Here is an 18,703-nt window from a genome sequence, read left to right as displayed (position 1 = left end):
TCAGGGGGTGCCATGGGTGCACCCCCTGTACACCCCCTGTGCACCGGCTGGTGGCAGGGAGGGCGATCAGAGGATAGATCATGAAAACAGCAGCAATCATCGGCGGCGGGGTCATCGGCGGCGGCTGGGCCGCGCGGTTCCTTTTGAACGGCTGGAACGTGCGGGTGTTCGACCCGGACCCGGAAGCCGAACGCAAGATCGGCGAAGTGCTGGCGAATGCCCGCCGTTCGCTGCCCGGTCTGGGCAATGTGGCGCTGCCTGCAGAAGGGCAGTTGTCGTTCCATGACACCATTGCCGGGGCCGTGAAGGATGCCGAATGGGTTCAGGAGAGTGTGCCGGAGCGATTGGACCTGAAGCAGAAGGTCTATGCCGAGCTGCAGGCCCATAGCGCGCCGGATGCGGTGATCGGATCATCGACCTCCGGCTTCAAGCCGTCGCAGCTGCAGGACGGGCGCGAGGCGCCAGGGCAGATCGTGGTGGCACACCCGTTCAACCCGGTCTATCTGCTGCCGCTGGTGGAGCTGGTCACGACAGCGGCCAACCCGGCAGGTGTAATCGAGCGGGCCAAGGAGATCATCTCGGGCCTGGGCATGTACCCGCTGCATCTGAAGAAAGAGATCGACGCGCATGTGGCGGACCGTTTCCTGGAAGCAGTCTGGCGCGAGGCGCTGTGGCTGGTCAAGGACGGCATTGCCACCACCGAGGAGATTGACAACGCGATCCGCTACGGCTTTGGCATCCGCTGGGCGCAGATGGGGTTGTTCGACACCTACCGGGTGGCGGGCGGCGAGGCCGGCATGAAGCATTTCATGGCGCAGTTCGGCCCCTGTCTGTCGTGGCCCTGGACCAAGCTGATGGATGTGCCGGAATTCAACGACGAGCTGGTTGATCTGATCGCAGGCCAGTCGGATGCCCAGTCCGGCCATTTGCCGATCCGAAAAATGGAGCAGATCCGGGATGACAACCTGGTCGGCATGATGCGGGCGCTGGGCAATAATGACTGGGGGGCCGGTGCGCTGCAGAATGCCCACGACAACGGCCGTGAGGGCGAGGCCGGGCTGGTGCGCGCGATCGCGGATCTGGCGGACCTGAGCCAGCCGGTGCTGACCCAGAGCCGCACCGTGCCGCTGGACTGGACCGACTACAACGGCCACATGACCGAGAGCCGGTACCTGGATGCCTTTGCCCAGTCCACCGACCGGCTGATGATGATCATCGGCTGCGATGCAGAGTATATCGCAAACGGCGGCAGCTATTTCACCGCCGAGACCCATATCCGCCACATCGACGAGGTGCATGCGGGCGACCCGATCCAGGTGCGGACGCGGGTGATCATGGGCGCGGGCAAGAAGATGCATCTGTGGCACGAGATGTTCTCTGGTGAACGGCTGCTGGCGACTGGGGAGCATATGCTGCTGCATGTGGATCTTGAGACCCGCCGTTCGGCGCCGCCAGCGCCGCATATCGAGGCCAATCTGCTGAAGCTGGCCGAGGCGCATTCCGCGCTGCCGGTGCCCGACGGGCTGGGCCGTGCGATCGGGGCGCCAAGATGAAAGCCGGACAGGGGAGCCGGGTTCTGATCACTGCCGGCGGCTCCGGCATCGGCCGGGCGATGGCCGAAGGCTTTGCCGCCGCCGGGCATCCGGTCTGGGTGACGGATGTGAGCGCGGTGGCGCTGGCGGATGTGCCGGCCCGCTGGCGGACAACGGCGGTGGATGCGACCGATGAGGCAGGCATGAAGGCGCTGTTTGCCGAGATCGCCGAGGACTGGGGCGGGCTGGATGTGCTCTGCGCCAATGCGGGCGTCGCCGGGCCGACCGCGCTGATCGAAGATATCGCGTTGGAGGACTGGCGCAAATGCGTCAGCGTCAACCTGGAGGGCTGTTTTCTGGCGGCTAAGTACGCGGCGCCGATGATGAAGGCGGCCAAGGCGGGGTCGATTGTCGTGACGTCGTCGACTGCGGGCCAGTACGGCTACCCGAACCGGGCGCCCTATTGTTCGGCGAAATGGGCTGTCATCGGGCTGATGAAGACGCTGGCGATGGAGCTGGGCCCCTTTGGCATCCGCGCCAACGCAATCTGCCCCGGCGCGGTGGAAGGCCCGCGGATGGAAGGCGTGCTGGAGCGCGAGGCGGCGGCCAAGGGGATGACCCGGGACGAGGTCTATGCGGGCTATGCTTCGGGCACTTCGATGGGCTGCTTTGTCGAGGCGCGCGACATTGCCAATATGGCGGTGTTCCTGGGCTCGGAGGCGGCGCGGCTGGTGTCAGGGCAGGTGATCGCGGTGGACGGTCATACGGTGAACCCGGACCCGAAGGTTTAAAGCCGCCGGAAGGCAGGCAAATAGCCCGCCTTCCGGCGTATCTTCTGAACACCTGCCCCCGGCCTTTCGGCCGGGCGCAGCCCTCGGCGTTTTGCGGATACCGTAAGGAGCTGCCTACGAAATCGCCGCCCGCAACGCTCTGAGTCTCCCCGGCAGCTGCCGTGCGGTGATATCGGCCTCGCGCACCAGATTGTCGAAATGGCTGGTAAAGGTCGCGATCCGCTCCTTGTCGCGGAAGGCGAGGTAATGCGTGCCTGCGTAAAACACGCACAGAAGCGGGCCGAAGATTGTGATCGGTGAGGAATAGAGCCGTTTGGCATCAAACAGATAGATCCGCAGCCGGGGGTAGAGCTGCTCGCAGAGGCGTACGAATTGCTGCAGCTGCTCCAGCCGGATCTCCAGTGGAAGGCCCTCGTAGTATCCCACCCCATGAGCAAAACTGTCGAGCTCATACAGCGGCATGGCGATTTCATAGTCCGAAGGCGACTGGCGCATCCAGGTAAGCCGGTCCTCGGACGCGCCGATGGCCTGATCAGCGGTGCGGCCCAGGTGGGGGGAGTATTCCCATTCCAGCAGGGCGCGGGTCTTCAGCATGTCGGGCAGGGCGGCGGGCACGTGGCGGATCTTGTAGCCAAGCGCTTCCTGATGCCATTCAAAAATCCGCTCATCCACCAGCGCCCGTGGTGCCTCGGTGAGAGTGAGGCTGGAGGCCAGCAGTTCCGCCGCGCTTTCGGGCCGGTCGGAGAGGCTGAGGAGCCAGTCGGCGGAAACCCCCAGGGCACCGGCGCAGGCGCCGACCACATGGGCGTTTGGCAGCCGCGCGCCTTCATCCGTCAAGAGCTGCGAAATGGTGGAGCGGTCGACGCCAACGGCGCGGGCCAGGGCGCTTTGGCTGAGGCCGCTGTCGCGCAGCGCCCGGTTCAGCCTTTGCCGGAACTGTGCAGCGCGCACCCGTTTGTCGATATTTTCCATCATGTGTTTGAAATTATCACATCCGCTGAATTTTGTTAACTGCATTCGGAATTCTGCACAGGTGCAGAACAGGATAGTGTGGAAACAAGCACTTATCAAAAAATGACAGGAGGCAGAATGGAAACGCGGAGGCGTTCAATCGTGAAGGCGGTGATTTGGAACATCCTTGGGCTGGCGATGATGACGCTCGTGGGGCTGATCGCCACTGGGTCTGCCAAGACCGGCGGGATGATGGCACTGGTCAATACTGGCATCGGTTTCACCATCTACCTGATCTACGAACGCGTCTGGTCGAAAGTCCAGTGGGGGCGCAGCCATGTCTGAAGGGCGCAACGGCTACATGCCGCACGGTGTTGAGTGGAGCACGCTGGCGCTGATCCTGGCCTGCCACGGCGGCTGGCTGGCGGCGCTGTGGCTGCTGCCTCCGGTCAGTCTGGCCTTGACCGTGCCGGCGCTGGGCCTGATGGCGGCGTTGCATTCCTCGCTGACCCATGAGGCGCTGCATGGCCACCCGTTCCGCAGACGCTGGCTGAACGAGGCGCTGCTGTTTTTTCCCTTGAGTATGGCGATCCCCTATGGCCGGTTCCGCGACACCCATCTGGCGCATCATGAGGATGAGCTGCTGACAGATCCATATGATGATCCGGAGAGCAATTTTCAGGATCCGGCAATCTGGACCAAGCTGCCAGGCTGGCGCAAGGGCCTGCTGCGAATGAACAACACACTGCTGGGCCGGGTGGTGCTGGGGCCGCTGATGGGGCAGGTCTGCTTCATGGCGGGCGACTGGCGGCTGGCGCGCAGGGGCGAACCAGGGATTGTCCGCGACTGGATCCTGCATGTTCTGGGCCTGGTGCCGGTGATATGGGTGGTGCTGCAGTCGCCGGCGCCGCTGTGGGCGGCGGTGCTGGGCGCCTATGCGGGGCTTGGGCTGCTGAAGATCCGCACCTTTCTGGAGCACCGGGCGCATGAAACCGCCCAGGGCCGCTCGGTGGTGATCGAGGACAGAGGGCTGCTGGCTTTTCTATTCCTGAACAACAACCTTCATGCGGTGCATCACAGGCATCCGGGCGTTCCCTGGCATGCGCTGCCTAGGCTGTATCAGACGCGCCGGGCGGAGTTCCTGCAGGCCAACGGCGGCTATGTCTACCGCAACTACCTGCAGATTCTCCGCAACTATCTGCTGCACGCCAAGGATCCGGTTCCGCATCCGCTCTGGCAACAGGAGAAATAACCGCGCATAAGCGGCAGCATGTTCGCCTGGATTCCCGTATCGATTGCCGCTGCCTCTTTTCAGACCGTGCGGTTCATGCTGCAGAAAATGCTGAGCAGCGTGACGTTGTCGCCGGGCGGGGCCACCTTCGCCCGGTTTGTCTATTCCGCACCGTTTATCCTGGCGGGGCTGGCGGCCTATCTGGCGGCCTCGGGCCGGCCGCTTCCAGCGTTGGGGCCGCTGTTCTGGATGTTCGCCGCCATTGGCGGCACCGCGCAGATCCTGGCCACCGTCTGCGTGGTGGCCCTGTTCAAGCAGCGCAATTTTGCGGTTGGCATCACCTTCAAGAAAACCGAAGTCATTCAGACCGCCATCGTCGGTCTGGCAGTTCTGGGCGACCCGGTCAGCCTTGGCGGCTGGGTGGCGATCCTGATCGGGCTGACGGCGGTGCTGGTGCTGTCCAGGACACCGGACGGGCAGGGGGGCTGGTGGCGGCATCTGACCAACCGGGCGTCGCAGCTGGGGCTGGGGTCGGGGGTTCTGTTTGCCTTTTCCGCTGTCAGCTATCGCGGGGCCGCCTTGCAGCTGGGGGATTTGGAGGCGGCCTTTCGCGCCGGGGTGACGCTGGCGGCGGTGGTCTGCTTGCAGACGCTGTTCATGCTTGTCTGGCTGGGACTGCGGGACAGGGGCGAAATCGCCCGGGTCTGGGCCGCGCGCCGGGTCGCGGTCTGGGTGGGGCTGACCAGCATGGGCGGCTCGTTCTGCTGGTTCTGGGCCTTCACGCTGCAGAACGCCGCCTATGTCAAGGCGGTGGGGCAGGTGGAGCTGCTGTTGTCGCTGCTGGCCTCGGTGCTGTTCTTCAAGGAACAGGTAACGGCCCGCGAACTGACGGGCATGGGGCTGCTGGTTCTGTCAATCCTGGCGCTGGTGCTGGCGCTGTAAGCGGGTCCGCCTGCGGCAAGGGCGCCGGTCTCATGCGATAATCCCGTCCCGGAAATCAGGTGCTTTCCGGGACGTCTTGGGCGCAGGGTAACGTTACCCGTTCGCGGGCATCGGATAACCCTTCAGACGCAGGAACAGGCTGGCCTCGTCATTGTTATGGAAATAGGGCACGCTTTGCGGCGGCTCGGCGTCCCGGACGCGGGCGGTGACTTCGGCCAGCACCACCTCGGTGATGAACGGCAGATCAAAGCTGCGCACCTGGCTGAGCGGGATCCATTGCAGATGCGACAGCTCATCCGCGGCGCGCGAGAAATCATCCAGGTCGCCGGTGATCTGGTCGGCGTCGATCAGGAAAAAACGCGCATCAAACCGGCGCGGACGGCCCGGCGGGGTCAGGGCGCGGAACACGAACTGCATGCCGCGGGCAGAAGGGACGTGGCCGGTGGCGGCAAATCCCTGCCAGTCTTCCGGGACCTCTCCGTGCCAGGCACCGGGTTCCCCCAGGATCAGGCCGGTTTCCTCCCACAGCTCGCGCACCGCGGCGACGCTTAGGGCGTGATGCACCCCAGCGGGCGCCTTGTCGTGCAGACGCTCCTGGCAGAGGGGGGAAAGCGGCGCGGCAAGCGGGATTTCTGCGTCCGCCAGATCGACGGCACCGCCGGGAAACACAAATTTGTTCGGCATGAAAGCGGCCTTGGCGCCGCGCTGGCCCATCAGAACCTGCGGGTCCTCCGCCATCCGGCCGCGCATGGCGATAACGGTCGCCGCATTGCGGATTGCGGTTTTGTCGATGGTGGTTTCACCGCTGAGATATGTGTCGCTCATGCCTTTACTGCCCTTTTCCCGCCAGAGACTCATTGTCGAACCCATGCATCCGCCGCGCCCATTGATAGGCAATGACAATCCCCTTCATCCGCGGCAGCAGATACAAGGAAGAGGCGACGCAGCCAATCGTGAAAACCGTGAACATCACCAGCGGTTCAGGCCGCCAGGAGAAATAGACCACATGCATCAAGGGCGCCATGATGTGGCCGACGATCAGGATCGTGAGGTATGCGGGCCCGTCGTCGGCCCGCGCATGTGCCAGGTCCAGGCCGCAGTGGCTGCAGCTGGTGTTCACCTTGAGATAGGAATGCAGCAGTTTGCCCTGGCCGCACGCCGGGCATTTGCAGCGCCAGCCCTTGGCCAAGGCCGGCATTGCGGGGCGGTCAGTGTCTGCGTCGGACGCCATCGCGGCTGAAGACTCGGTCATGAAACTATCCTGTGTGCTGGGCATATCTTTGCGCGTTTCGCGGCTGCGGCGAAAGGGGAAAGGCCCGGTCTTGCGCCGGTTTGCCGCAACGTGCGGGGCAGGGAATTAATTTGAGAATTTTGCGACGGATCTGCCGGGCGGCTGCGTTTTTCTTATGCATCGGGCAGCAAGAGGCTGCCGCAGGACAAAGGAAAGACGATATGAAACACGTCACGTTCATCGCCGCGATTGTTGCCGCCGCAGGAATGGCCGCAGGCGGCGCGGCCCTGGCCAAGGGCGATGGCCGCCATGGGCCGAAGATGTCCTTTGAGGAAATCGACGCCGACGGCAATGGCGAGGTCACCAAGGCGGAAATCCAGGCCATGAAGGAAGCCCGCTTTGGCAAGGCGGACACCGACGGCGACGGCGTGCTGACGCTGGAGGAAATGCAGGCGCATGCGCAGGCACAGGCCAATGAGCGGGCCGCCCGGATGCTGGAACGCTTTGACAAGGACGGCGATGGCGCGTTGAGTAAGGACGAGATGCCGCAGCCGCGCCGGGCAGGCAGGATGTTCGACCGGATGGATGCCGACGGCAGCGGCAGCATCTCCAAGGAAGAGTTTGAAGAGGCCCGGATGCGCCACGGCGGCAAGCACCGTCACGGCAACGGGGACAGCAACGGGGACAACACGGAGCAGAACTGATCGCTAACCGGTGCTGCACAAGGCGGAAATATCCCGGCGCCGGACCCCTGATTCGGGTCCGGCAGCCATGAGTGCCACGGCGGAGGAGGTCTCCGACGATGCGCTTCTGGTGCTGTATGCCAATGGCGACGGCCGCGCGGCGGCGGAGCTGACCGCGCGGCTGAGCCCGCGTGTCTTTGGGGTTGCGATGCGGGTGATGGGGATCCGCGCAGAGGCCGAGGATGTGACCCAGGAGGCGATGCTGCGGTTGTGGAAGATGGCGCCGGAGTGGCGGCCGGGAGAGGCGCAGGTCTTTACCTGGCTGTACCGGGTGGCGATGAACCTGTGCATCGACCGCAAGCGGCGCGCCCGCGGCGGGCATGTGGATCTGGATGCGGTGCCCGAGCCGCCGGATCCGGCACGCTCGGCGGCCGAGGCGCTGCAGGAGGGGGCGCGGCTGGATGCGCTGCAGGCGGCCCTGATGCAATTGCCGGAACGTCAGCGGCAGGCGGTGGTGCTGCGGCATCTGGAGGAACTGTCCAACCCGGAGATCGCCGGGATCATGGACATCAGCGTCGAGGCGGTGGAAAGTCTGACCGCCCGGGGCAAACGGGCGCTGGCCGCGGCTTTGGCCGGGCGGCGCGAAGAGTTGGGATATAGTGATGGCTGACACGGATAAAGCATTGCAAGAGCTGGACGATCTGTTCGCTGCGGCGCGCCGCGAACCGCCTGCGGTGCCGCATCATCTGAATGCGGCCATCCTGGCGGATGCGGCGCGGGCGCAGGCCGGCTTTCCAGCGGCGGCGCCGGCGCGGGCGGCCCGGCAGCCGTTGTGGCGGCAGCTGATCGAAGCGATCGGCGGCTGGCCGGCCATCGGCGGGTTTGCGGCAGCCAGCGCAGCAGGATTGTGGATCGGGATGGCGCCGCCGTCCTTTGTGCCGGATCCGCTGGCGCTGGCCGGCTATGAGGACAGCAGCACAGCGCTGCCCGATGACAGTTATGACATGGCGGTGATGCTAAGCGGGGACCTGCAATGAGCGCTGCATTGAACACCGGCGGCAAACCCGGAATGAAGCTGTGGCTGAAACTGCTGCTGGCGGTGTCGCTGGCGCTGAACCTGGCGGTGATCGGTATTGCCGCTGGGGCAGCCTGGCGGGTCAGCGGCAAGGACAGGCATTGGCAGCGGCCGCCGACGGTCGGGGCGATGATCTTCCGCGGGCTGGACCGTGACACCCGCCAAGCTCTGCGGCAGGAGGCGGGCGGCGATCATGGCAGCTATTTCAAGCGCCGCCATGCCGAGGGCGCGGCAGTGATCGCGGCCCTGCGCAGCGGCGCTTTCGATGCAGACGCCCTGCTGGCAATGCTGCGCGGCCAGGCCGAGGCGCGCCATGATTTCCACACCAAAGTGCAGGAAGCCTGGGTGCGCAAGGTCGCGGCGATGACACCGGAAGAGCGCGCCTCTTTCGCGGACCGGATGGAACAGCGAATGGAGCGGCGGGGTGAGAATTGGCACCGGCGGCGCAATTCGGAGTAGCGGGCGCTGAGCAAGGCTGGCAGTTCGGGAATATCCGGGCACCCTTGCTGTGGCAAGTTCCGGCTGGAGACATGCATTGGTGCCCCCTCCCTGCTGGAGACAGCACTTGGGGGGGCAGTAAAATTCACTGCTATTGATTTCCGTGTGCCCTGCGGGCTGCAGGAACTTGGGGTGATGCAGACCATCAGCTCAGCAGTTGGCAGAGAGCTGTCCGGCGCCGGTCACGCGGCTTGAGTGCATTCTCGCGGCAGGGTCACCTGGTTGCGGCCTGCGTCCTTGGCACTGTAAAGCGCCTGGTCAGCTTTTTCGATCAGGCTCGCAGTGTTGTCCGCGTTGCCGCCGCCGCCCATGACCGCACCGATGCTGATGGTGATTTTGACCGGTTCGGCGGCGCCGGGCACTTCGAACGGGGCGCTGTTGATCGCGTTGCACAGGGCGATGGCAGCCAGGCCTGCTTCGGCCTCGGTGGCGCCAGGCAGAACCGCCATGAATTCCTCGCCGCCAACGCGGGCCAGCAGGTCGGCCGGGCGGAGTACTGCTTGCATGCGGCGCGCGGCCTCGATCAGCACGGCGTCGCCTGCCGGGTGGCCGTAGAGGTCGTTGATCCGCTTGAAGTGGTCGAGGTCGGCAAGCATGACGGCGAATTTCTCGCCGTTGGCGGCGGCGGAATGAGCAGTCCGGTCGAGAAAGGGTTTGGCGTAGCGGCGGTTATAGAGCCCGGTCATCGGGTCCAGCACGGCGGCGCGCAACCCGTTGCGGACGCTGTCGCGCAGCCGGACTTTGCGGACTTTCTGCTGCAGCTGGGCGGCCAGGCGCAGCTCCAGCTCCTCGACATCGAATCCGGATTGCAAGACGTCATGGGCGCCGCGGTCCAGCGCTTCGGCGGCGATATGGGGATCTGCCGGGTTGGGCACCGCGATCACCACCGATTGGCGGGTGGCGGCGCGGGCGCGCAGATCGGCGAGCAGCCGCAGGCCGGGGCCGGCCGAAGCCTCGGTCAGCTCGATGATGATGGCATCAGCCACCGGAGCCTGCATCAGCCCCTGGATGTCGCTGATGGAATGGGTGCGCAGTGCATAGGGCAGCCGGCCGGCAAGACGGTCACGCCAGGCCCTGGCGGTGCGGGGATCCTGCGCCACCAGGGCGACGGAGGCACCGCGCAGATCCTCGGCGCAGGCGCGGTCGCTGAGCGGCAGGATGAAGCCGTGCGAGACATCGCGCTGCAGGTTGAGTTCCTCGGTGCCGCTGCGGGCGCGCAGCAGGCTGCGGATGCGGGCCTGCAGGATCACGTCATCCACCGGCTGCTGCAGCACATCGTCGATGCCTGCGGCCAGCGCGGCCAGCCGGGCTTTGGAGCCCTCCCAGTCGGAGACGGCGATTACCGGCAGATCGCCCAGGGCGTCATCCCCGGCCAATTCGCGTTTCACATCCGCGGCGGAGCCATCGGGCAGCGACATCGCACAAAGCACCAGGTCGGGGCGGTGCCGGCGAGCGGCCTGCAGCACCTCAGCGACGCTGCCGGCCTGGACCACATCGTAATAGGCAGCCGCCAGTTGCACCTTCAGCATGATGCGGTTGGTGGAGACGCCATCGATGACCAGGATAGTGCCTTGCACGCGGTATCCTTTCGCCCCTTGCAAATCCTATGCCTTGGAGTTTTGCTGAGACTGGTTAAGAAACCCTTTCGGATTTTTACTAAATTGACCGCAATGCGGCAGGAGTGTGGTGAACATGCGGATTTCCGCTGATGGAGCAGAGACTCTGGCGCTGAAGGCTTTGGCCTGGCTGGCCGGAAATGATGAGTTGCTGCCGGTGTTTCTGGGCGCAACCGGGGCCAGCGAGGCAGATCTGCGGGCGCGGGCGTCCGAGCCGGAGTTTCTTGGCTCGGTGCTCGATTTCTTAACGATGGACGACAATTGGGTGATGCAGTTCTGCGACGGCGAGGGGCTGGCCTATGAGGCGCCGCTGCAGGCGCGGATGTCGCTTCCGGGCGGTGCGCAGGTGAACTGGACTTGAGATTGGCGGGCCCTGTGCCTAGGGTCCGGGCCGACTGCAGCGGAAAAAGGACCCGCCATGCCTGTTGATGCTTTTCTGTTCGACAAGGACGGAACCTTGTTTGACTTTGCTGCCACCTGGAACGGCTGGGCGGCCCGGGTGCTTGAAACGCTGGCCAAGGGCGACCGGGCGGTGCTGGAGGCTATGGCTGAAGTGATCAGCTATGATCTGGAGCGGCAGGCGTTCAACCCCGACAGCCTGGTGATTGCCGGCTCCAACGATGAGGTGGCGGAGGTGCTGGCGCCATTTGTGGCGGATATGGGCGTCGAAGAACTGGCGGTGTTCCTGGCGCTGAGCGCGGCGGAGGCGGAGCTGGCGCCGGCGGTGCCGCTGGCGGCGTTCCTCGACAGCCTGCTGGCGCGCGGCAAGGTACTGGGGGTGATGACCAATGACGCGGAAATCTCTGCCAGGAGCCAGCTGGAGCGGGCAGGGGTGCTGGACCGCTTTGCCTTTGTCGCGGGGTGCGACAGCGGCTATGGGGCCAAACCGGCGCCGGATCCGCTGCTGGCCTTTTGCAAGGCTGCGGGCGTCGCTCCCGGCCGGGCGGCAATGGTGGGCGACAGCCGCCATGATCTGGAGGCGGGAGCAGCTGCGGGAATGCTGCGGATCGGCGTGCTGACCGGCATGGCCCTGCGCGATGAGCTGACACCGCATGCGGATATCGTGCTGCCCGATATCGGCCATATCCCGGCCTGGATGGACCGCTGAGCTGACCGCCCGCTGATTCCCGCGTCTTGAAACGGCGGCGCCCGTTTCGGCCGGCGTGCAGTTTTGTACGCCGGTTTTTTCCGCGGCACACTAGGCATAAGTGTACAGAAATATCCTGAACCGCCGGATCGCACTGCAAAAACGACAGCGATGGTCGGGTTTGGACTGTTTCAGGCGGCTTGGATTGGCACAGTTGGTGGCTATCGGCGTTTTGGAAACTCGGATCTAGGGGAGACCGGCATGGCAGACACAAGCGCGCGCAGGCGGCGGGGCGGAGGCAGGGCAGGCGCGGCGGCCCGGCGCGGCAGTGCCGCGCTGGAGCAGATGCCCTGGCAGATCCCGGTCAACATCGACCGGCCGACCGAGCCATTGAGCGAGGAAGGAATACAGGCAATCCACGAGGGCGCCATGCGCATCCTGGAAGAGATCGGCGTGGTGTTCCTGAACCCGGAGGCGCTGGAGATCTTCAAGCAGGCCGGTGTCAAGGTTGAGGGCGAACTGGTCAGGATGGACCGGGACTTTGTGATGGAGATGGTGGGCAAGGCGCCCCGCGAATTCTCCATTACCCCGCGCAATCCCGACCGGACCATTCCGCTGGGCGGCAATCACATCCTGTTCGGCAATGTCTCCTCGCCGCCGAATTACTGGGACATGGAGCTGAACAGGAAAGTGGCGGGCAATCGCGAGCAATGCCGCAACCTGCTGAAGCTGACCCAGTATTTCAACTGCATCCACTTTGCCGGCGGCTATCCGGTGGAGCCGGTGGACATCCATGCCTCAATCCGGCATCTGGATGTGCTCTATGACAAACTCACGCTCACCGACAAGGCGATGCATGCCTACTCCTTGGGCAAGGAACGGGTCGAGGATGTGATGGAGATGGTGCGGATTGCCGGCGGGCTCAGCCATGAGGAGTTCGATGCCAAGCCGCATATGTATACCAACATCAACTCCACCTCGCCGCTGAAGCACGACTTTCCGATGATCGACGGCTGCCTGCGGCTGGCGCGGCGCGGCCAGGCCATCGTGGTGTCACCCTTCACCCTGGCTGGGGCAATGGCGCCGGTGACCATGGCAGGCGCGGTGGCGCAGTCGATTGCCGAGAGCCTTTGTGCGATTGCACTGTTCCAATATGTGCGTCCGGGAACGCCCTGCGTGATCGGCACTTTCACCTCGAACGTGGACATGAAATCGGGTGCGCCTGCATTCGGTACGCCGGAATACATGCGCTCGACCCAGATGACCGGTCAGATGGCGCGATTCTACGGTTTGCCGATGCGGTCCTCGGGCGTCTGTGCCGCCAATGTGCCGGACGGGCAGGCGGTCTGGGAGACCTCAAATTCGCTCTGGGCGGCGGTGCAGTCGGGCACCAATATGGTCTATCACGCGGCCGGCTGGCTGGAAGGCGGGCTGATCGCCAGCCCCGAGAAGTTCATCATGGATTGCGAGATCCTGCAGCAGATCGAGCGCTACATGCAGCCGCAGATCTCGGCCACCGGCCCCGATGAGATCGCCCTGGATGCAATCAGGGAAGTCGGCAATGACGGCCACTTCTTTGGCATCCAGCACACCCAGGACCGCTATGCCACGGCCTTCTATCAGCCGTTCCTGAGCGATTGGCGCAACTACGAGGCTTGGGAGGCGGCAGGTGCGACCTGGACAGCCGAGCGCGCCCACAAACTGTTCAAGGAGATCATTGCCGATTTCGAGGAGCCGCCGATGGATGCGGCGATTCGCGACGAACTGGCGGATTTCGTTGCCCGGCGCAAGACCGAGGGCGGGGCGCCGACGGACTTCTGAGCCTCCGGGACCTTTCACCAGCAGGATAAGCGGAGGCAGCCCCTCCGCTTTTTTTGTGCGTGGGCAGCAGGGGGCAAACACGTTGTGCGGGTGGCAGGTTGGAAGCAGCCGGTTTGGCGCGGATACAGAGCCGCAGCCTTGCGTCCTGGTGTCAGCCGGTCCAGTAGGGAGCGGCGCTGAACGGATCAGCGCCGTAGCGCAGGTGTGTGTGATTATGTACTAGGTATCAGATGCGGTCCGCCGCAGGGCCGGCGGCCAGACAATGGCCGCGCTGCGCCTATGGCCGGTTTTTGCTGTTGAGGGTGCAGGGTTCGTGCAAGGGTTGAAAGTTACAGAAGAAACGCGCGCGTGCCATCGCGCAAATTCGCTTTGTTGGTCCTTTCTTAACCTCGATGCGTCAAAACTGTGCCAAAGGCAAAGAGGGGCCATTGTATGCACGGTCTGATCAATAGGGCGATTCAGGCTTTTGTGACCAGTACCTACGGAGCGGACCGCTGGGAAGAGGTTATGGAAGAGGCGGGGCTCGGCTTTACCGAGTTCGAGGCGATGCTGTTCTATTCTGAAGAGCAATCGAGCCAGATGCTGACGGCGATGGAAAAAGTTCTGGCACGCCCGCTGCCGGAAATGCTGGAAGATATGGGCACATTTCTGGTGTCCAATCCGCAAGTGGAGGCGCTGCGGCGGCTTTTGCGTTTTGGCGGGGTGAATTACGTTGAATTTTTGCATTCGCTGGATGACTTGCCGGACCGGGCCCGGCTGGCGGTGTCGGATTTGCACCTGCCGGGGCTTGAGCTTCTGGAACAGGCGCCGGAACAGTTCGAGTTGGTTTGCCAGCCTGGATTGCCCGGCTATGCCTATGTTCTGATCGGGGTTCTGCGGGCGATGGCGGATGACTACGGCGATCTTGTGTTTCTGGACCACAGCGGCACACAGGACGGGGCAGAGGTGATTTCGATCACGCTCGTCGAAACCAAATTCGCCGCCGGGCGTGAATTTGATCTGGGGGCGCATTCCTTATGATGACTCTCGAGCAGCTGGCAAACATGGCAGGCGTGATTTGTCCGATGTACCTGGTTGCCGATCCTGCGGGGCGGATCATTTCTGCCGGGCCGACGCTGAAAAAGCTGCGGCCGCAGCTGAACTGGGAGGGGCGGCGGTTCTTCCGGGTGTTCGACCTGTCGCGGCCGCGTTCGGTGCGGTCAATGGAGGATCTGGTGAAGACTTCCGGAAGCAAGCTGCATCTGCAGTTCCGGGACGGGCCGCAAACCGGCCTGAAAGGCGTATGCACACCGCTGCCTGGTGGGCAGGGCGTCTTCGTCAACCTGTCTTTCGGAATCTCCGTGCTGGAGGCGGTGCGCGATTACGATCTGACCAGCGCTGATTTTTCGCCAACCGATCTGACCATCGAAATGCTCTACCTGGTGGAGGCAAAATCGGCCGCGATGGAAGCGTCGCGCCAATTGAACACGCGGTTGCAGGGAGCCAAGATCGCCGCTGAGGAACAGGCCTTTACCGACACGCTGACCGGGTTGAAAAACCGCCGGGCGATGGATCATGTGCTGGACCGGCTGATCAACAGCGGCCGTGAATTTGCGCTGATGCATTTGGACCTGGACTTTTTCAAGCAGGTCAATGACACGATGGGCCATGCGGCTGGCGATGCGGTGCTGCAGCAGGCGGCCCGGATCATGGTGGATTGCACCCGCCAGTCCGATACCGTTGCCCGTATTGGCGGTGATGAATTTGTTTTGATCCTCGAGGGTGTTCTGGACACTGCCAGGCTGGCCGCCATTGCCAAACGGCTGATCCAGCGGTTGGAGGAGCCGGTTCCGTTTGGCGCCCTGACCTGCCGGATTTCCGCCAGCGCCGGCACAACGCTGTCTACTTGGCAAAAAGTTCCGGATGCTCAGCAATTGCTGAACCAGGCGGATTTGGCGCTGTATGCGGCCAAACGCGCCGGACGGGCGCAGCACTTCTTCTACCGCGAAGGCATGGAGAAAGAAGACCTGGGCAGCAGCGGCGAGGCTGCAATGCCCCAAGCGGCGGCACCAGGTCCGGCCGCCTGAGGAATTCCGGTTTGCGAGATCGGAAGCAGCCGCTGCCGCGGCTGTTTGCACCTGCCGTTGGCCCCCGGGGCGGCGCTACGCGTGTTTTCCTGGATTTCAGCAGCGCGACCGCACCATCTGCACCATCGGCACGCGCGATAGCTGGTGGTGCGCTGAGAACTGCAATGCCACTGCCTCTGGGGAAAGCATTGGCCTGCGCTGGTTTTCGGCGCTGCGGATCTCCTGAGCAGGATCGGAAGGTGGCGCCGTAGATACACCAATTGAGCAGGCGGGCGAGAGGGTATGGCGTGGTCAGCCGGAGGGCGCTGCGCACCGTGTTCTGCGGGGATCTCCGCGCCTGGGGCGGCTGTTTGAACCGTAAAACAGCAAAGCATTCCAGCAGCGAGTGGCCGGGGGCCGCGGGTGTTTGATCTAAATTCACATGCCGGGGAAAGTGGCAGCCCGTAGGGGAATCGAACCCCTCTTTCCAGGTTGAAAACCTGGCGTCCTAACCGATAGACGAACGGGCCACGCTGTCTGTGAGGCGGTGTTTAGTGGCAACAGCCAGATCCCGCAAGGGAAAAAGCGGACAATAGTGAAAAATCTTATCCACAGCCTCCAAGTCTTTGAAAAATCAGGCTTCGGCCGCGTCTTCCAGGCGCAACTGCGGGTTTTGGCGGCCGCCCCAGCTGTTCACTTCCAACCGTCCTGCGAAATGGAAGCGGGCGCCGCCGTGTTCTAACAGCCGGGGGCCAAGCGCAGTGTCAAAGGCGCCAAAGCAGATCCCGTCCACGCCGCCGCCCATGCCGTCACTGAGCGAAAGTTTCAGATGGCTCTCGCCCACTTTCTTGGCAAAACGCACCTGAAGATCCGGCAGCGCATAGCGCGGGGCAGGGGCGCCGGCGCCAAAGGGGCCGGCGTGCTCGATCTGTTCGATCAGGTCTACCGTCACGGCACCGGGCATCAGGGCGCCGTCCAGCTTGATGTCTGCCGGTCCGCCCTGGCCTGCGCCTTGTTTTTCGAGAAGGTCCGACAGCCGCGCCATCGCCGGCTCCAGCTTGTCCCGCATCACGGTAAGGCCGGCCGCCATCTTGTGGCCGCCGCCTTTGACCAGCAGCCCTTCTGCCGCCAGCCGCTGGATCGATGCGCCCAGGTCGACGCCGGATACAGAGCGGCCGGACCCCTTGCCCTCATCCCCGTCAAAACCGATCACAACGGCGGGGCGGTTGGCGGTTTCTTTCAGCCGGGATGCGACGATGCCGACCACGCCGGGATGCCAGCCCTCGCCGGCGGCCCAGACCAGCGGGGCGTCCAGCCCGCGGTCTTCCGCTTGTTCCAGGGCAGCGGCACGCACGGCGTTTTCAATGTCGCGGCGTTCGGTGTTCAGCTCATCCAGCCGTTCGGCCAGGGCAGCGGCCTCATGCGGGTTGTCGGTGGACAAGAGCCGTGCTCCCAGGTCCGCCTTGCCGATGCGTCCACCGGCATTGACCCGCGGCCCCAGGAGAAAACCAAGATGATAGGTGGAGGGCGCCGAATCCATGCGGCTGACATCGGACAGCGCCACCAGGCCGGGACGGCGGCGCGCGCCCATCACCTTCAGTCCCTGGCGCACCAAGGCGCGGTTGGCGCCGATCAGCGGTGCCACGTCCGCCACTGTGGCCAGCGCCACCAGGTCCAGAAGCGCCATCAGGTCCGGTCCCTTGGCACCGGCCTCGCGCAGCTGGCGGCCTGCTTCTACCAGCATCAGGAACACCACGCCCGCAGCGCAGAAATAGCCCAGATCGCCGCTCTCGTCCTGCCGGTTGGGATTCACCACCGCAACGCAGCCGGGCAAGGTCTCGCCGCCCAGGTGGTGGTCCAGCACGATCACATCGGCGCCCTTGGCGGCGGCAATCGGCTCATGGCTGAGGGTGCCGCAGTCCACGCAGATGATCAGATTATGGGCGGCGGCCAGCTGCTGCATGGCAGGCACGTTCGGGCCATAGCCCTCGTCGATGCGGTCGGGGATGTACAGAGTTGCTTCCAGACCCATCTGCCGCAGCCATACCAGCAGCAGCGCGGCAGAGCTGCCGCCGTCGACGTCATAATCGGCAAAGACCGCAATCCGCTGGCGGCCGCGCACAGCCGCCAGAAACCTTGTAGCGGCCGTTTCCATGTCTTTCATCTCGCGCGGGTCGGGCAACAGCTCTTTCAGCCTTGGTTCCAGAAACCCCTTGGCTTCCATCGCCGGCACGCCGCGCCGGGCCAGAACCTGGCAGACGGAGCGGGGCAGGCCGGTCTGCTGCGCCATCATCTCGGACGCGCGGTCCACCTCAACGCCGGGGCCAACCCAGCGGCGCCCGGTCAAGGACTGCTCAACACCCAAAAAGCTCATCATCTGCCCCCATATGCAAAGGCCGGACCCAATCGGATCCGGCCCTTTCATCTTTCTCCAAATACTCCCGCCGGAGGCCGCGGCGCAAGCCGCTTCCCGGCGAAACCTTCAAGCCTGATGCGGCGCCAGCGGCGTGCGGTAAGACATGCGGCGCACCGAACCGGTCTTGGAACGCATAAGCAGGGTGGTGGTCTCAACCCATCCCGGGGTGCGCTTGATGCTGGGCAGCAGCGAGCCGCCGGTGACACCGGTGGCGGCAAAGATCACGTCCTGGGTGACCATCTCGTCGCGGGTATAGACGCGGTCCAGGTCAGTGATGCCGGCCTTGGCAGCGCGGCCTTTTTCATCGTCGTTGCGGAACAAGAGGCGGCCGAAGATCTGGCCGCCCATGCATTTCAATGCAGCGGCTGCCAGCACGCCTTCAGGTGCGCCGCCCTGGCCCATATACATGTCGATGCCAGTAATCTCGCTCTCGGCGCAGTGCATGACGCCGGCGACGTCGCCATCGGTGATCAGCCGGATCGAAGCGCCGGTCTCGCGCACCTCGGCGATCATCGCCTCGTGGCGGGGGCGTTCCAGGATGCAGACGGTGATGTCGGCCGGGTCACAGCCTTTGGCCTTGGCCAGCGCTTCGACGCGTTCGCGCGGCGACATTTCCAACGAGACCACGCCCTCGGCGAAGCCCGGGCCGATTGCCAGCTTGTCCATATAGGTGTCCGGTGCGTGCAGCATCGAGCCGCGCGGGCCCATGGCGATCACGGTCAGCGCATTCGGCATGTCCTTGGCGGTCAGCGTGGTGCCTTCCAGCGGGTCCAGCGCGATGTCG

At 64.3% G+C, this 18,703-nt stretch carries 20 protein-coding genes and 1 tRNA gene; 14 read left to right on the top strand and 7 right to left on the bottom strand.

Going from position 1 to position 18,703, the window contains the following annotated elements; genetic code table 11:
* Nucleotides 1-77 precede the first annotated feature (77 nt).
* A complete protein-coding gene (locus VOI29_RS00900; protein WP_323775616.1) occupies nt 78-1,553 on the top strand; it encodes a carnitine 3-dehydrogenase in 1,476 nt (491 codons plus the stop codon).
* Nucleotides 1,550-2,323: an SDR family oxidoreductase gene (locus tag VOI29_RS00895; protein WP_323775579.1), complete on the top strand. Its 774-nt coding sequence runs from the start codon at nt 1,550-1,552 to the stop codon at nt 2,321-2,323. The genes VOI29_RS00900 and VOI29_RS00895 overlap by 4 nt, the downstream gene beginning before the upstream one ends.
* A gap of 114 nt (nt 2,324-2,437) precedes the next feature.
* On the opposite strand, the gene VOI29_RS00890 is transcribed toward VOI29_RS00895, so the two are convergent.
* Nucleotides 2,438-3,298 (bottom strand): helix-turn-helix transcriptional regulator, encoded by an 861-nt coding sequence (locus VOI29_RS00890; RefSeq protein ID WP_323775578.1) that lies wholly within the window; start codon nt 3,296-3,298, stop codon nt 2,438-2,440.
* 114 nt (nt 3,299-3,412) lie between these two features.
* Between VOI29_RS00890 and VOI29_RS00885 the strand changes: the two genes are divergently transcribed.
* Genes VOI29_RS00885 through VOI29_RS00875 form a run of 3 tightly spaced genes read left to right on the top strand, consistent with a single transcriptional unit; the run spans nt 3,413 to nt 5,447 of the window.
* A complete protein-coding gene (locus VOI29_RS00885) occupies nt 3,413-3,619 on the top strand; it encodes a DUF2061 domain-containing protein (protein ID WP_323775577.1) in 207 nt (68 codons plus the stop codon).
* Nucleotides 3,612-4,526, top strand: a complete 915-nt coding sequence (locus VOI29_RS00880) for a fatty acid desaturase (protein ID WP_323775576.1) — start codon at nt 3,612-3,614, stop codon at nt 4,524-4,526. The genes VOI29_RS00885 and VOI29_RS00880 overlap by 8 nt, the downstream gene beginning before the upstream one ends.
* A gap of 18 nt (nt 4,527-4,544) precedes the next feature.
* Complete coding sequence (locus tag VOI29_RS00875) at nt 4,545-5,447, top strand: EamA family transporter (RefSeq protein ID WP_323775575.1); 903 nt, start codon at nt 4,545-4,547, stop codon at nt 5,445-5,447.
* Nucleotides 5,448-5,540: 93 nt separating this feature from the next.
* On the opposite strand, the gene VOI29_RS00870 is transcribed toward VOI29_RS00875, so the two are convergent.
* Together VOI29_RS00870 and VOI29_RS00865 are read right to left on the bottom strand one after the other, a co-directional pair.
* Nucleotides 5,541-6,272 carry an NUDIX hydrolase gene (locus tag VOI29_RS00870; RefSeq protein WP_024090876.1) on the bottom strand — a complete coding sequence of 244 codons (732 nt, stop codon included), beginning with the start codon at nt 6,270-6,272 and terminating at the stop codon, nt 5,541-5,543.
* Between the two features lie 4 nt (nt 6,273-6,276).
* Complete coding sequence (locus VOI29_RS00865) at nt 6,277-6,699, bottom strand: DUF983 domain-containing protein (protein WP_323775574.1); 423 nt, start codon at nt 6,697-6,699, stop codon at nt 6,277-6,279.
* 200 nt (nt 6,700-6,899) lie between these two features.
* Between VOI29_RS00865 and VOI29_RS00860 the strand changes: the two genes are divergently transcribed.
* The 4 genes from VOI29_RS00860 (at nt 6,900) to VOI29_RS00845 (ending at nt 8,895) form a co-directional block, all read left to right on the top strand.
* Entirely contained in the window at nt 6,900-7,382 is a 483-nt protein-coding gene (locus tag VOI29_RS00860) for an EF-hand domain-containing protein (RefSeq protein ID WP_323775573.1), read from the top strand.
* 67 nt (nt 7,383-7,449) lie between these two features.
* Nucleotides 7,450-8,031: an RNA polymerase sigma factor gene (locus VOI29_RS00855; protein WP_323775572.1), complete on the top strand. Its 582-nt coding sequence runs from the start codon at nt 7,450-7,452 to the stop codon at nt 8,029-8,031.
* Complete coding sequence (locus VOI29_RS00850) at nt 8,024-8,398, top strand: hypothetical protein (protein ID WP_323775571.1); 375 nt, start codon at nt 8,024-8,026, stop codon at nt 8,396-8,398. Before VOI29_RS00855 ends, VOI29_RS00850 begins: the two co-directional genes overlap by 8 nt.
* On the top strand, nt 8,395-8,895 hold the full coding sequence (locus VOI29_RS00845) for a periplasmic heavy metal sensor (protein ID WP_323775570.1): 501 nt from the start codon (nt 8,395-8,397) through the stop codon (nt 8,893-8,895). The genes VOI29_RS00850 and VOI29_RS00845 overlap by 4 nt, the downstream gene beginning before the upstream one ends.
* A 221-nt stretch (nt 8,896-9,116) precedes the next feature.
* On the opposite strand, the gene VOI29_RS00840 is transcribed toward VOI29_RS00845, so the two are convergent.
* On the bottom strand, nt 9,117-10,511 hold the full coding sequence (locus VOI29_RS00840) for a diguanylate cyclase (RefSeq protein ID WP_323775569.1): 1,395 nt from the start codon (nt 10,509-10,511) through the stop codon (nt 9,117-9,119).
* Nucleotides 10,512-10,626: 115 nt separating this feature from the next.
* Here VOI29_RS00840 and VOI29_RS00835 point away from each other — a divergent pair, with 115 nt between their 5' ends.
* The 5 genes from VOI29_RS00835 to VOI29_RS00815 all read left to right on the top strand — a co-directional run bounded on the left by VOI29_RS00835 (nt 10,627) and on the right by VOI29_RS00815 (nt 15,524).
* Nucleotides 10,627-10,911, top strand: a complete 285-nt coding sequence (locus VOI29_RS00835; RefSeq protein WP_323775568.1) for a DUF3572 domain-containing protein — start codon at nt 10,627-10,629, stop codon at nt 10,909-10,911.
* Nucleotides 10,912-10,968: 57 nt separating this feature from the next.
* A complete protein-coding gene (locus VOI29_RS00830; protein WP_323775567.1) occupies nt 10,969-11,658 on the top strand; it encodes an HAD family hydrolase in 690 nt (229 codons plus the stop codon).
* A gap of 240 nt (nt 11,659-11,898) precedes the next feature.
* Nucleotides 11,899-13,458 (top strand): trimethylamine methyltransferase family protein, encoded by a 1,560-nt coding sequence (locus tag VOI29_RS00825; protein WP_323775566.1) that lies wholly within the window; start codon nt 11,899-11,901, stop codon nt 13,456-13,458.
* Nucleotides 13,459-13,890: 432 nt separating this feature from the next.
* Complete coding sequence (locus VOI29_RS00820; RefSeq protein ID WP_024090866.1) at nt 13,891-14,478, top strand: heme NO-binding domain-containing protein; 588 nt, start codon at nt 13,891-13,893, stop codon at nt 14,476-14,478.
* Entirely contained in the window at nt 14,475-15,524 is a 1,050-nt protein-coding gene (locus VOI29_RS00815) for a GGDEF domain-containing protein (RefSeq protein WP_323775565.1), read from the top strand. Before VOI29_RS00820 ends, VOI29_RS00815 begins: the two co-directional genes overlap by 4 nt.
* Before the next feature lie 434 nt (nt 15,525-15,958).
* Here VOI29_RS00815 and VOI29_RS00810 read toward each other — a convergent pair.
* The 3 genes from VOI29_RS00810 to VOI29_RS00800 all read right to left on the bottom strand — a co-directional run.
* Nucleotides 15,959-16,033 (bottom strand) — tRNA-Glu (locus VOI29_RS00810).
* A gap of 104 nt (nt 16,034-16,137) precedes the next feature.
* Nucleotides 16,138-17,877: a single-stranded-DNA-specific exonuclease RecJ gene (recJ, locus tag VOI29_RS00805; RefSeq protein ID WP_323775564.1), complete on the bottom strand. Its 1,740-nt coding sequence runs from the start codon at nt 17,875-17,877 to the stop codon at nt 16,138-16,140.
* 108 nt (nt 17,878-17,985) lie between these two features.
* Nucleotides 17,986-18,703 (bottom strand): fructose-bisphosphatase class II family protein (locus VOI29_RS00800; protein WP_323775563.1); only part of this gene is annotated, 718 nt, incomplete at its 5' end.

The sequence above is a fragment of the Leisingera sp. genome (assembly GCF_034669605.1).
In the GTDB taxonomy this organism is placed as follows: Bacteria; Pseudomonadota; Alphaproteobacteria; order Rhodobacterales; family Rhodobacteraceae; genus Leisingera.
The sequence above is the reverse complement of the archived record's forward strand: the minus strand, read 5'-3'. Positions and strand labels throughout refer to the sequence as shown.

Coding starts and splice junctions, on each gene's coding strand:
- VOI29_RS00895 (WP_323775579.1), top strand. CDS start 1,550: ATGAAAGCCGGACAGGGGAGCCGGGTTCTGATCACTGCCGGCGGCTCC.
- VOI29_RS00890 (WP_323775578.1), bottom strand. CDS start 3,298: ATGATGGAAAATATCGACAAACGGGTGCGCGCTGCACAGTTCCGGCAA.
- VOI29_RS00885 (WP_323775577.1), top strand. CDS start 3,413: ATGGAAACGCGGAGGCGTTCAATCGTGAAGGCGGTGATTTGGAACATC.
- VOI29_RS00880 (WP_323775576.1), top strand. CDS start 3,612: ATGTCTGAAGGGCGCAACGGCTACATGCCGCACGGTGTTGAGTGGAGC.
- VOI29_RS00875 (WP_323775575.1), top strand. CDS start 4,545: ATGTTCGCCTGGATTCCCGTATCGATTGCCGCTGCCTCTTTTCAGACC.
- VOI29_RS00870 (WP_024090876.1), bottom strand. CDS start 6,272: ATGAGCGACACATATCTCAGCGGTGAAACCACCATCGACAAAACCGCA.
- VOI29_RS00865 (WP_323775574.1), bottom strand. CDS start 6,699: ATGACCGAGTCTTCAGCCGCGATGGCGTCCGACGCAGACACTGACCGC.
- VOI29_RS00860 (WP_323775573.1), top strand. CDS start 6,900: ATGAAACACGTCACGTTCATCGCCGCGATTGTTGCCGCCGCAGGAATG.
- VOI29_RS00855 (WP_323775572.1), top strand. CDS start 7,450: ATGAGTGCCACGGCGGAGGAGGTCTCCGACGATGCGCTTCTGGTGCTG.
- VOI29_RS00850 (WP_323775571.1), top strand. CDS start 8,024: ATGGCTGACACGGATAAAGCATTGCAAGAGCTGGACGATCTGTTCGCT.
- VOI29_RS00845 (WP_323775570.1), top strand. CDS start 8,395: ATGAGCGCTGCATTGAACACCGGCGGCAAACCCGGAATGAAGCTGTGG.
- VOI29_RS00835 (WP_323775568.1), top strand. CDS start 10,627: ATGCGGATTTCCGCTGATGGAGCAGAGACTCTGGCGCTGAAGGCTTTG.
- VOI29_RS00830 (WP_323775567.1), top strand. CDS start 10,969: ATGCCTGTTGATGCTTTTCTGTTCGACAAGGACGGAACCTTGTTTGAC.
- VOI29_RS00825 (WP_323775566.1), top strand. CDS start 11,899: ATGGCAGACACAAGCGCGCGCAGGCGGCGGGGCGGAGGCAGGGCAGGC.
- VOI29_RS00820 (WP_024090866.1), top strand. CDS start 13,891: ATGCACGGTCTGATCAATAGGGCGATTCAGGCTTTTGTGACCAGTACC.
- VOI29_RS00815 (WP_323775565.1), top strand. CDS start 14,475: ATGATGACTCTCGAGCAGCTGGCAAACATGGCAGGCGTGATTTGTCCG.
- recJ (WP_323775564.1), bottom strand. CDS start 17,877: ATGAGCTTTTTGGGTGTTGAGCAGTCCTTGACCGGGCGCCGCTGGGTT.